This is a genomic window from Hyphomicrobium sp. NDB2Meth4 (assembly GCF_900117445.1).
Taxonomy (GTDB): domain Bacteria; phylum Pseudomonadota; class Alphaproteobacteria; order Rhizobiales; family Hyphomicrobiaceae; genus Hyphomicrobium_A.
The window spans coordinates 414,020-426,353 of the sequence record NZ_FPEJ01000003.1; the positions used below are offsets into that span (position 1 = coordinate 414,020).

Here is a 12,334-nt window from a genome sequence, read left to right on the forward strand (position 1 = left end):
CCATGACTGCCTCATCGAGCTGGCGTCCTGCCGCAGCGATGGTGCTCGGCGGCGGCTACGGTAAGCGGATGATGCCGCTCACCAAAGACATCCCCAAGCCGATGGTGGTGCTGAAAGGCCGCCCGCTGATCGATCATGTGCTCGATCGCATCGCTGCCGCCGGCGTCCCCCGGGCGGTCGTCAACGTGCATTACTGCGCCGACAAGCTGCAAGCTCATGTTGAGAAGCGCACACACCCTAAAATCGCAATTTCCGATGAACGCCAACAGCTTCTGGATACCGGAGGCGGCGTTGCCAAGGCGCTGCCCCTGCTCGGGCCGGACCCGTTCTTGATTCACAACTCCGACTCGGTCTGGATCGAAGGTGTCGGCTCCAACCTCGAGCGGATGTTCTCCGTCTGGGACCCCGACACAATGGACAGCCTGATGCTGCTCGCCTCCGCGGCCACCAGCCTCGGCTACGATGGTTCGGGCGATTTCGCCATGGACAAGGACGGGCGCCTCAGCCGGCGCGGTGAACGGCAGATGGTTCCGTTCGTCTTCACCGGCGTTTCGATCGCCCATCCGCGCATCTTCGAGGGCGCGCCCGATGGGGCGTTCTCGATGAATCGGCTCTGGGACAGAGCCATCGACAACGGACGGCTCTTCGGCATTCGCCTCGACGGCCTTTGGATGCACGTAGGAACGCCAGAGGCCTTGGTCGAGGCAGAGAGGTGGATCGAGAGTGAGGATGTCGCCTGACAACGACACGGACGCCCGGACCTCAGGCCGGAGCGTCAGCGCGCGCGTCTTCACCGTACCGGCCGGCCTTCCCTTTCTCGCTTCCGTAACGCGCGCAATCTTGAGCGGCGATCTCCCTGCCCCAGGGGGCATCGCGCCCGACCCGCTCGCCCTTCCCGACATGACCATCCTGCTGCCCACGCGTCGCGCAACACGCGTCATGCAGGAAGCATTTCTCAACGTTGCCGGCGGACGCGCGATGACGCTGCCGCAGATCCGTCCCATTTCCGCTGGCGAGGAGGACCTCACTCTGCTCGCCGGCCTCGCGAGCCCCGGCACGCTCGGCACCGACGCGCTGGAGCTGCCGCCCGCTGTCAGCGAGATCGAGCGCCGCCTCACACTCACCATGCTGGTGCAGCGCTGGTCCGAAACGATCCGCAAGGACGACAGCGCGTCGAGCCATCTCGGTGAGACTGCCGTTGCAGCCGGCGCCAACACGCCCGCGCAGGCCGTGCATCTTTCCGCCGAGTTGGCGCGTCTGATGGACATGGTGGAAACGGAAAACGTCGCGCTCTCCGGCCTCGCCAAGCTCGTACCCGATGAATATTCCGCGCACTGGCAGGACACGCTGAACTTCCTGCAGATCATCACCGCTTATTGGCCCGCGCACTTAGCTGAAAAGAATCTTCTCTCACCCGCCACGCGCCGCAACCGCGCAATCCTCGCCCACACCGAGCGCCTGACGAAGTCGCCGCCGTCCGGCCCCGTCATCGTTGCCGGCGTCACCGGCTCCGTGCCGGCGACGGTCGAGCTGATGCGCGCGGTGGCTTCTCTGCCGCAAGGCGCGCTCGTGCTGCCCGGCCTCGACCTGTACCTCGACGAAGAAAGCTGGCACGCGATCAAGGATCACCCCGAGCATCCGCAGTTCGGCTTTCATAAGCTACTCGCCGACCTCGGCGTGGCGCGCAGCGACGTTGAGATGCTGCCGGGTGAGACACCGGCCCCCGATCAGGCAGCCCGCGCCGTGCTCGTTTCGGAAACCATGCGCCCATCCGGCAAAACCGGACTTTGGCAGCGCTACATCAGGAACACCGATCCCGCCGACGTGCGCCACGCACTCGGCAACGTCAGTCTCATCGAGGCACCCTCCGCACAGGACGAAGCCGAAGTCATCGCCCTCATTCTGCGCGAGGCGGCCGAAACGCCTGGGCGCACCGCAGCGCTCGTCTCACCCGATCGATTGCTGGCGCGCCGCGTCGCCGTGCGGCTCGAAGCCTGGGGCATCCGCGTCGATGATTCCGCCGGCCGTCCGTTCGCCAAGACCCCACCTGGCACGTTCCTCGATCTCGTCGTCGCCGCTGTTGCCGAGGATTTCTCTCCTGCCGCAACGATGGCGCTGCTGAAGCATCCGCTGACCCGCGTCGGCCTCGATGCCTTCGCCGTACGCCGCGCCGCCCGCGCACTCGAAATCGCCGTGTTCCGCGACGTCTACCTTGGTCGCGGCATCGACGGCGTCGCTGACGCCCTGGAACGTGCCGATGAAAGCAAGCAGCGGCGGCATCGCGCCGTTCAGCGCCTGTGGGATGCCGACTGGGCCGGCGCGCACGATCTCGTCGCCCGTCTGCGCGAGGCGTACGAACCGCTCATCAACGTGTTCGCCGAGCGCGGCACGCAATCGATGCAATCGATCGCCGCGGCGCATATCGCCGCCGCAGAAGCGCTCTGCCAGCTCCCCGAAGCCGAGCGCGCGAAAGACGACGACAGCTCCCCGCTCTGGCAGGGCGAGGCCGGCACCGCCGCGTCTAGCTTCTTCGCCGGCCTGATCAACGAGGAACTGCCCACCCTCGCCATCACCGCAGGCGACTACCCCGATCTCTATCGCAGCCTGATCGTCGGGGAGAACGTGCGCCCGCGCGTTGCCGTGCACCCGCGCCTCTCTATCTGGGGCCCGTTCGAGGCGCGTTTGCAGCAGCCCGACGTGATCGTTCTCGGCTCCCTAAATGATGGCACCTGGCCCGAGGCCGCCGATCCCGGTCCGTGGCTCAACCGGCCGATGCGCGCCGAACTCGGCCTGCCCTCGCCCGAGGCAACCATCGGCCACGCCGCGCACGACTTCACCTCGCTGCTCGGCGCCAGCCGCGTCTATCTCACCCGCGCCGAGAAGATCGACGGCGTGCCGACAGTGCCTTCGCGCTGGCTCATGCGCTTGCAGGCATTGCTCGCCGGCTTCGGCATCGCTGATGCGTTGGAGCCCGACCAGCCCTGGCTCGGGTGGGCCCGCGCTCGCGACCACGCACCGGTGCGCGAGCGCATCAGCGCCCCCGAGCCTCGCCCGCCGCTCGCCCTGCGCCCCCGCAAGCTCTCCGTTACGCGCATCGAAACCTGGCTTGCCAACCCTTACGCGATCTTCGCGCGCGATATCCTGAAGCTCGACAAGCTGCCCGAGCTAGGCACCGATCCCAATGCGGCGCTGCGCGGCAACGTCGTGCACGAGATCATGAGCCGCTTTGCGGTGACGCACCCCGGCGATCTGCCACCAAACGCGCACGCAGAACTCATGAGCATCGCGCGCGCCGTGTTGATCGATTACGTCGAAAACCCGCGCATCGCTGCGTTCTGGCTGCCGCGGTTCGCGCGCTTCGCCGAATGGTTCGCCGACAGCGAGCCCGCCCGCCGCACCGATGTGGAGCGCATCATCGCTGAGGTGAGCGGCCGGCTCGTCATCGACGCAGATGGCGGCCCCTTCACGCTCACCGCCCGCGCCGACCGCATCGACATCACCCCGCGCGGCATCGTCATCACCGACTACAAGACCGGCACGCTGCCGACCGACAAGCAGATCGCCGACGGCATGAAGCCACAGCTGCCGCTCGAAGCCGCCATCGCCATGGGTGAAGCCGGCTTCCCCGACACGCCGCACGGTCCCGTCATCGGCATGCGCTACATCCGCGCCACCGGCGCTGAGCCGCCCGGCGAGGATCGCCTCGTCGGCAACGGCAGCATCGATGCACTGGCGACCGCCGCGCTCGCGAACCTGACGAAACTGATCTCGCATTTCGACGACGAAGCGACGCCCTACAAGGCGCTGCGCCGTGCGCGCTTCTCCTACGACTTTGATGATTACGCACACCTGGCGCGCGTGGCCGAATGGTCCGTGCCGGGCGAGGAAGAGGCGAGCGCCGCATGACCTCGAGCCTTCCCAACAACGACTTCGAGCAGACCAAACGCCGCCAGCGCGACGCAGCCGATCCGCATGCCTCCGTGTGGGTGAGCGCCAACGCCGGGACGGGCAAGACCCACGTGCTCACTCAGCGCGTGCTGCGTCTGATGCTGTCCGGAACCAAGCCCGAGCGCATCCTCTGTCTTACTTACACCAAGGCCGCCGCCGCCGAGATGTCGAAGCGCGTTTTCGACACCCTGGCCAAGTGGGTGACGATGCCCGAGGCCGACCTCTCCCGCCAGCTCACCGAACTGTGCGACCGCCCCCCACTCGACGGCGAAACAGATCTTGCGCGCACTCTGTTCGCCATCGCCATCGAGACCCCGGGCGGGCTCAAGGTGCAGACCATCCATTCGTTCTGCGAGCGCCTGCTGCAGCGCTTTCCGCTCGAAGCCGGCGTCGCGCCGGGCTTCACCGTTCTCGACGACACGACGTCGACGGCGCTGCTGCGCGAAGCCATCGATGCAACGCTTCTCGAAGCAACTGATGGCTCGTCGGCAAAACAGGCGGATGCCCTCGGCATCATCATCCCCTTCGCCGCTGAAGAGCGTTTCGACGACGTGCTGCGCGCAGCGCTGAGCCAGCGCCGATGGCTCGACAGCGCGCTGCGCATCGACTTCGGCGACAACGAGGACGATGCACTCCTCGGCCTCGAACGTCTCTACCGCCGGCATTTCAATGTCCCCGAGGACACCAGACCCGAAGACATCGAAAGCGATATGGCCGACGTCGTCAGCGACGCCGAGCTGCAGCGCCTGCGCGATGCCCTCAGCGGCGGCACTGTAACGGACCAGAAGTCCGTGCAGCACATCACTGCGGCACTCCAGGCCGAAGCGAGCCCGATCCGCGCCGCCGCGCTTGAGAAGTTCTTCTGTCGCGCCGATGGCGATCCGCGCGCCAAACTGATGACTAAGGCCATCGCCGACGCATTCCCCGATCTGCGCGACGGCATGGACATTGCGCAGCGCCGTTTCGTCGCCCTGATGGAGCAGCGCCGCGGTATCCGCGCGATCACCGCCACCATGGCGTTGCATCGTGTCGCCGGCGCCGTGCTGCAACGCTATACGCTCGCCAAACGCCGCCGCGCCGCTCTCGACTATGACGACCTGATCGCCCGCAGCGTCTTCCTGCTTAGCGGACAGGACCTCGCGGGCTGGGTGATGTTCAAGCTCGACCGCGGCATAGACCATATCCTCGTCGACGAGGCGCAGGACACCAGTCCCGATCAGTGGCAGATCGTCGAGGCTCTGGCGCGCGAGTTCTTCACCGGCACCGGCCAGTCCGACGTCATCCGCACGCTGTTCGCCGTTGGCGACGAGAAACAGTCGATCTACTCGTTCCAGGGCGCCGCGCCGCACAAGTTCGCCGAGATGGGCACGCGCTTCGCCGCCCTGTGCAGCAACGAAACCTGGCGCCGCATTCCACTCAACCTGTCGTTCCGAACCGTGGCGCCGGTGCTCGAAGCCGTCGACGGCGTGTTCTCCGATCATCGCCGCACGCCCGGCCTTTCCACCGAGGACGCCGTCGTCCGACACGCCGTGCACCGCCTCGGCCATGGCGGCATCGTGGAGATCTGGCCGACCGAAGCGCCCGAGGACGTCAGCAACGGCGATCCCTGGGCACCGCTGGAAGAAGCATCCGGCCGCGCACCCGCCGAGCGCCTTGCCGAGCGCATTGCTTCCACCATCCGCCGCTGGCTCGATACCGGCGAGATACTCGCATCCGAAGGCCGCCCCGTACGCGCGGGCGACATCATCATTCTGGTGCGCAAGCGCCGGCCATTCGCCGGGCCCATGGTCGCCGCGCTGAAGGCACGCGGCATTCCTGTTGCCGGCGCCGACCGCTTGCGCCTCTCCGAGCAAATTGCCGTCGCCGATCTCATGTCACTCGGCGACTTCCTCACCCTGCCCGAGGACGATCTCGCCCTCGCCGAAGTTCTGAAGAGCCCGCTCATTGGCTTTAGCGACGATCACCTGCTGACGCTCGCGGCCGGCCGCAAAGGCACGCTTTGGAAGTCGCTCATCGAGCATGCACGGGTGGACGAACGTTTCACCGCCGCGGCGGAAACCTTGAAGCGCTGGCGCTCGCGCGCCGACTTCATCCCGCCGTTCGAGTTCTTCGCCTCGATCCTCGATCGCGAAGGTTGCCGGATGAAGCTGCTATCGCGTCTCGGCGCCGAAGCTGCCGATCCGATCGACGAGTTCCTCAACCTCGCCCTCAGCTACGACGATGCCGAGGCGCCTTCGCTCACCGGCTTTCTCAATTACCTGCGCGAGGCCGACCGCGAGGTGAAGCGCGACATGGAGCACGGCCGTGACGAGGTGCGCGTGATGACCGTGCACGGCGCCAAAGGCCTCGAAGCGCCGATCGTGTTCCTGCCTGACACTTGCGCCACCGCATCGGGCGGGCCGATCAATTCGCTGTTCGGCATTGAGGATTTAGACGCGCCCGAGGGTGCGGAGGGAACGCCTTTCGTCTGGAGCGTCAAAGGAACGAGCGCCCACCCTGTCATCGCCGCCGCGCGCGCGCTGCGCACTCAGCGCGAGATGGAAGAACGCAACCGCCTGCTCTACGTCGCCATGACCCGCGCCCGCGATCGGCTCTACATCGCCGGCTTCGAAGGCCGCAATGGCCCTGCCCGCGGCTGCTGGTATGAGCTGATCAGCACTGCCCTCTCGGCAAGCTTCGAGGAGGCCGACGACGGCATCGGCGTCACCGTGCGCCGTCGTACAGCGCAGCAGGCAGTTCCAGCCAAGCCGCGCGACTCCTCCCACAAGCAGGAAGCGACAGGTGTCACCTTGCCAGAATGGGCCAAGGTCCACGCACCGCGCGAGGCAACGCTGTCGATCCCGCTCGCCCCATCGCGGCTCGAAGCCTACGCGCCCGACTCCGAAGGCGAGCCGATCATCGAGCAAAAGCCCCAACCCCGCTCTCCCGCCGAGGAGCCGGCCGCACTGCCGCCCGCTGCTCAGTCCGCCGACAACCGCTTCCTCCGTGGAACCCTGACGCACGCCCTGCTGCAGCATCTGCCGACCCTGCCGTCCGACGGATGGAAGAACGCCGCGTCCGGCTTCCTGGAAGCGCGCGGCAGCGCCCTCTCTGCCAAGGTCCGCTCCAGCATCGCCAAGGAGACGCTGGCAATCCTCACCGCACCTGAGTTCGCGCCCCTGTTCAGTCCGCAGAGCCGCGCCGAGGTGCCCATCGTCGCGCTGCTGCCCAATCCCACGGGCAAGGGCCCGCCGCTGAAGCTGATGGGCCAGCTCGACCGCCTCGTCGATCTCGGCAGCGAGATCCTGATCGTTGATTATAAGACCAACCGTCCGCCGCCTTTGAAGGTGGAGCAGGTTGCAGGGGCCTACCTATTCCAGCTCGCCGCATACCGGCTCGCCCTGCGCGAAATTTATGCAGGAAAAACAATCAAGGCAGCGCTGCTTTGGACCGACGGTCCCCGCATCATGCCCGTACCCGACGCCCTGCTCGACGACTACGCCGGCCGCCTATGGACTCTCGACGTCACGAACCTTGACGCTGGCGGGGCCCATTCCTAACTTCGCCCACGAAGAGGCAGCGGGCCTTGGTGCTCAGATGACTGTCTCAACAGGAGAAAACATATGGCAGACGCAGTGTCCGACAGCACCTTCGAGCAGGAGGTCCTGAAGTCCTCCGAGCCGGTACTTGTGGACTTCTTCGCGGAGTGGTGCGGCCCCTGCAAGGCCATGGCCCCGGCACTCGACCAGGTCGCCAAGGAGATGCAGGGCAAGATCAAGGTCGTGAAGCTCGACGTTGACCAGAACCCGGCCGTCACCGGCAAGTACGGCATCCGCGCCATGCCGACCTTGATCATGTTCAAAAACGGCAAGCCGGCCGCCCAGCACACCGGCGCCCTGGTCCAGAAGAAGAAGCTCGAAGACTGGATCAACTCCTCGGTCGCCTGATCCAATAAGCTCACTGCTTTCGGACGAGGCCTCGCCCTACGGCGGGGCCTTTTCCTTTGCGGCGCAGCTCCACATGATCTGATAGCCTCAGGGACACTGAACTTCCGATTCCGGATCGATCCCGATGCTCCAGCTCTCGCGCACGCTTCGCCTCGCCTTCGGCACCGTGGCTTTCATGCTGCTCGGCGCAACTGCGGCTTGGGCTCCCGGCAGCATCACACTCGACGAAGTGCTGGATCAGCTGAAGGACAACGAAAAGCTCGTTGGCGAAATCAACGCCGAGCTCAAGGCGCAGAACCTATCCGCGGAGAACATCATCTGCGTCGGCGCACGTTTCGGCGGCCATTGGGTCGAACTCGGCGGAGCGCGCTCGATCCCCTACGAGTGCGAGATCGGCAAAAAGAAGCTCAACATCGATGGCACTCTCCGCCTCTACGACCAGCAGGGTGCAGAGATCGACATGAGCGATGAAAAGGCTCCCGAGCGCGCCTTCGACTACAAGCAGAGCGATCTCACGTGGACGTGGCAATAGCCACCCGCCTCGCGCGCCCTCGCCGCGCATCTTGAAAAACCCAATATCCGCGCGGACGAATCTGCTGATTCACCATAATTCCACCACGCCAGCCCGGCTTCCTGAGGCTGGATCAATCGTCGTGGGAGTTAGTCATGGTGTTTCAGCGCAGGCACGAGCCGAAGACACTCACTGTCGTTCCAGCCGAGGTTGCTGCATTGCCCCCGGGCGATGAAAACAATGCCGCATCCGTCATCGGCAAGGATATGTCCATCGAAGGTCAGTCGATCACCGTGCGCTGCAAGGGCACCTTGCGCGTCAACGGCGTCATCACCGCCGACCTTCATTGCAATGAGCTGGTGGTCGGCGAAGAAGCCATCATAACCGGATCAGTCGCCGCCGATCAGGTTCGCGTTTTCGGTGCCGTGCACGGCGCCATCCTAGGCGCCAACGTTACGCTGCATCCGAGCGCGCGCGTCGACGGCGACATTCACTCGCAATCTTTGACGATCGAGCAGGGCGCCAGCTTCGATGGCCGCTCCCGCAAGGTCGCCAATGCTGCCGAAGTCGCACCGCAGCTCGAAACGCAGCAGATGCATCGCGCCTACGGCTGACACGGCATAGCATCGACTCTCGGCTACACACGCGATTTCGGCACGGCCGCGCAGGCGGCCGTCTACGCCAGCTTCATGATTCCCGGAGTGTGAGGCCACGGTCGCAAACTGCTCGATAGAGCATGCCACGCGAAGAAGAGCCGGCCGCCGCTCCGATCAGGCGGCCTCTCGCTTTCCGTTGATCAGATCCCAGGCGATGTTGATTTGCCGGATGCGGTTTTCACGCTCCACGCGGTCGCTCTCATCGCGCGCATGATCGGGGTGCCAGCTCATGCGCAGGGCATCGACGATCTTCTTCAAGACACCATCGCTCACCTCGGCATTGACGCCCAGCACCTCGTAAGCCTCGCTTGTCGTACGCGGCAGCGCCGTAGCTTGGCGCGTGTCCGACATGCTGGCGAGAGCGCTGTCGACGATGCGGCGGATGCGCTCCATTTCCCGCACCATCGCGCGGAATTGCAGCGACGATTTCTCCGTCGAGATTTCGCCCTTCGCCGCCTGCCTGTCGATGTTGGCAAGCCGCTCGCGCACGCTGTCGAGTTCGATCAGCAGCACCTCGCGCAGGGGACCGGCCGATTTCAATCCCCGCGCAGCCGCCTCAGTCTGTTCGAGCAATGCCGCAACCGCGCCCGATGCGTTGGCAAGCTTCAGGTCGCGATGAGCGGAATGGAACGCACTTCTGCCGAGGGCCCGCCGACGCAGCATCGGCGCGTAGCGGAGCGCCAGTAGCAAGGCGATGACGCCAGCCGAGCCGATCACCGCCACCCACGTCCACGGTTGTGTGGCAGCCTCCACCGGGGCGGCTGCGACAACCGGCAAGTCTTCGCCGCTGTGCACCACCGTGATCCAGTCGTCATTGGCCAAGTCCGGCTCGAGCGCCGTCTCGAACGACTGCACCCGTCCGGCCGGCTCCAAAGTCGCGCTCGGATCCGCCTTGGCGATGTCGATTTCTTCGTAGCTGGCGGCAACTTGAGTAACCGCGAGGGCGCCCTCACCGGCGGTGCTTTCGGCCTCGTCCGCAGCAGCGCCGATCATCAGCCGCGCGCCAAGTTCGCCGACGGGGGCATATCCCTCCGGAAGAACCAGATGTTCGAACGCCGCCTTGCGCGGCCAGGGCAGACAGTCGCCACTCAGCACGACCTTACGCTGCAGCTCGGCTCCATCTCTGCTGCCGCAACCGCCCTCCGCCAACGCCGCATCGCGCGCTGGCATCACCAGATTGAGATGACCGTCCTCCAGCCACACCCGGTTGGCCCCAGCGCTGCCGATCGTTGCCACCACCTCCGTCCAGGGAACGGCGGCGCCCGCGCAAGCGATATCGAAGCGATGCACCATCACCGTCCGGCAGGCGGCTGAGCTGTTCGGCAGGCACGTGGTGACGGTCTGCTCGTCGCGCCGACCGCCAACGATGGAATAGCTGGTATCGCCTGCGGGACTGAGCCGGACGTCCCCGCCTTCGATGCGGCAGTCGTACGGCATGACCAGCCGCTCACGCGCCACGGCAGGTAAAGCCGGCAATAAGGCAATGCTTAGAAACCAGGAAAGGCGGGAAATACGACGCACCGCTATGCCCTCTCATGTTGGTACGCATGGTTTTGTTCTTATGGTGAACAAGGGCGCGACTGTGGCGATTAAGCGGTTTATCAACGCAAAGTATCTGTTGCATGTGACCCTTAGGCCGTGCCGGCAGCGACTGCTGTGGCCGTCACGCTGCATGTTTCCGGCGATGGCCAAAAAATCGCCAGCAGCTGGCGCCATGTCTCGACAATGAAAGCAGATCGACTCTAGAAAAGCTGGGTTGCGTGTGCAGTTTTTTTGAGCACGCACACGACCGACATTTGACTGCGCTGCGTATTGAGGGGAGGGCCACCATGTCATCGACCGACGTGCAATTTGCGCCGCCGGCCGCAACGGAGCCTCTCTATTCGACCGCGAGCAGTGCCAGTCCCGCGCCCACGGCCGACGCGCCCGAAAAGGTTTCCGCCTTCGATGCCGTGAAGCCGGAAGAAGACCGCGGCCGCGAGCGCTTCATCCCTGTCACCCGGTTTGCCCTGCTCGACCGCCTGACCTCGCCGGCCGCCTGGCCGGCAGCAGAGGAGGCGCGCGATGCCCGCCGTTTCTTCCGCTACCTCGATCACTGGCGCCGCCAGCAATACAATGCCGAGCTGCACGAGCTGGAGGAAACCTACGAGCCGTTCAGCCCAGATAGCGACCTGTTGCTGACGCGCGCGTTCTCGCCTGCCGAATCCGCCGTCATGCAGCGCCGCGTCATCAAGGGGATGGAACGCATCCTCACGCAGGCGAACTACGTGCAGATCAACCACACCGACGTCGAACAGATCCTGACGCGCGATTCAGCTTACGGGCTCGATCTGCACGTCGACCTCGACGTGTTCGAAGAGGTGCTGCTGTTTTACCGCGGCGCATCGACCAAGCGCGACCAGCGTCGCCGCTGGAACAAATTCTATCTGCGCGAGCAGTTCGACGTTGCCATCTTTCAGCGCCTCTTCCTGCTGTTCAAGCTGAAACCAATCGAAAAGCATGTGCGCGAGGTGATGGAGAAGAAGGGCATCTCCCGCCGCGACGCCGAAAAGACTGTGAAGCGCCAGCGCGAGACCATACCCTCCGAGGTCAAGGACAGCTGCATCTACATGAAGCTGTTCAAGAACATCCCGAGAAGCGATCTTGAGATGGTGTTCCCGAACACGCGCGTGCGTTTCCGCTTCTACGACAAGCTCCGCCTCGGCGCGACCGCGGGCGGGGGCCTCACGCTCGGCACCGTCAGCGCCGCCGGAAAGATCGCACTGCTCGCCACCAATCCGCTCGCCGCCGCTGGCGCCCTGGTCGGTCTCGGCGGTATCGCCTTCCGTCAGGCCATCGCCTTCATGAACCAGAAGCAGCGTTACATGGTCGTGATGGCGCAGAACCTCTATTTCCATGCCATGGCCGACAACCGCGGCGTCATGCTGAAATTGGCCGCCCGCGCCGCCGAGGAAGACATCAAGGAGGAAATGCTCCTTTACGCCGTGCTCGCCAAGACCGTTGCGCGCCGCCAGGACATCCCCGAGATCGACGTCGCCATCGAGCAGTACCTCGCCGCCAGCTTCGGCGTCAGCGTCGATTTCGACATCACCGACGCCCTCGATCGGCTTATCGCCGACGGCCTCGTCATCGAGGAGGCGGACGGCACCCTGCGCACCATGCCCCCCAAAGAGGCGGCCCTCCACATCGACGAGAAGTGGGACCGCTTCCTCGACGAGCTGCCCGAGCTTGTCAGCGCCGAAGGCATGGAATTCAACGCCGACGACCTGCCCTTGTCAGCGCCCGCCGCTTGA

Annotated in this window: 8 protein-coding genes; 7 read left to right on the top strand and 1 reads right to left on the bottom strand. The window is 65.2% G+C overall.

All coding sequences use genetic code 11. The annotated features are described in order from the left end of the window. Window positions 1-2: 2 nt before the first annotated feature. From NDB2M4_RS08140 to NDB2M4_RS08165, 6 genes are all read left to right on the top strand, one after another. Window positions 3-740: a nucleotidyltransferase family protein gene (locus tag NDB2M4_RS08140; protein ID WP_072372887.1), complete on the top strand. Its 738-nt coding sequence runs from the start codon at window positions 3-5 to the stop codon at window positions 738-740. Continuing rightward, entirely contained in the window at window positions 730-3,906 is a 3,177-nt protein-coding gene (addB, locus tag NDB2M4_RS08145) for a double-strand break repair protein AddB (RefSeq protein WP_072372890.1), read from the top strand. The genes NDB2M4_RS08140 and addB overlap by 11 nt, the downstream gene beginning before the upstream one ends. Beyond that, window positions 3,903-7,487 (top strand): double-strand break repair helicase AddA, encoded by a 3,585-nt coding sequence (gene addA, locus NDB2M4_RS08150; protein ID WP_139247144.1) that lies wholly within the window; start codon window positions 3,903-3,905, stop codon window positions 7,485-7,487. The genes addB and addA overlap by 4 nt, the downstream gene beginning before the upstream one ends. Window positions 7,488-7,550: 63 nt before the next feature. After that, a complete protein-coding gene (gene trxA / locus NDB2M4_RS08155; RefSeq protein ID WP_072372896.1) occupies window positions 7,551-7,874 on the top strand; it encodes a thioredoxin in 324 nt (107 codons plus the stop codon). Window positions 7,875-7,998: 124 nt separating this feature from the next. Further along, on the top strand, window positions 7,999-8,406 hold the full coding sequence (locus tag NDB2M4_RS08160) for a hypothetical protein (RefSeq protein ID WP_072372899.1): 408 nt from the start codon (window positions 7,999-8,001) through the stop codon (window positions 8,404-8,406). A gap of 134 nt (window positions 8,407-8,540) precedes the next feature. Continuing rightward, window positions 8,541-8,999, top strand: a complete 459-nt coding sequence (locus NDB2M4_RS08165; protein WP_072372902.1) for a bactofilin family protein — start codon at window positions 8,541-8,543, stop codon at window positions 8,997-8,999. Between the two features lie 156 nt (window positions 9,000-9,155). Here the strand turns inward: NDB2M4_RS08165 and NDB2M4_RS08170 are convergent, their stop codons facing one another. Beyond that, window positions 9,156-10,517, bottom strand: a complete 1,362-nt coding sequence (locus NDB2M4_RS08170; RefSeq protein ID WP_139247145.1) for a J domain-containing protein — start codon at window positions 10,515-10,517, stop codon at window positions 9,156-9,158. Window positions 10,518-10,870: 353 nt separating this feature from the next. Here NDB2M4_RS08170 and NDB2M4_RS08175 point away from each other — a divergent pair, with 353 nt between their 5' ends. Continuing rightward, window positions 10,871-12,334, top strand: coding sequence for a TMEM143 family protein (locus tag NDB2M4_RS08175; RefSeq protein WP_072372908.1), 1,464 nt, complete (start codon window positions 10,871-10,873; stop codon window positions 12,332-12,334).

Bases quoted from the DNA above. Each gene is read 5' to 3' on its own strand.
- NDB2M4_RS08140 (WP_072372887.1), top strand. From the start codon at position 3: ATGACTGCCTCATCGAGCTGGCGTCCTGCCGCAGCGATGGTGCTCGGC.
- addB (WP_072372890.1), top strand. From the start codon at position 730: ATGTCGCCTGACAACGACACGGACGCCCGGACCTCAGGCCGGAGCGTC.
- addA (WP_139247144.1), top strand. From the start codon at position 3,903: ATGACCTCGAGCCTTCCCAACAACGACTTCGAGCAGACCAAACGCCGC.
- trxA (WP_072372896.1), top strand. From the start codon at position 7,551: ATGGCAGACGCAGTGTCCGACAGCACCTTCGAGCAGGAGGTCCTGAAG.
- NDB2M4_RS08160 (WP_072372899.1), top strand. From the start codon at position 7,999: ATGCTCCAGCTCTCGCGCACGCTTCGCCTCGCCTTCGGCACCGTGGCT.
- NDB2M4_RS08165 (WP_072372902.1), top strand. From the start codon at position 8,541: ATGGTGTTTCAGCGCAGGCACGAGCCGAAGACACTCACTGTCGTTCCA.
- NDB2M4_RS08175 (WP_072372908.1), top strand. From the start codon at position 10,871: ATGTCATCGACCGACGTGCAATTTGCGCCGCCGGCCGCAACGGAGCCT.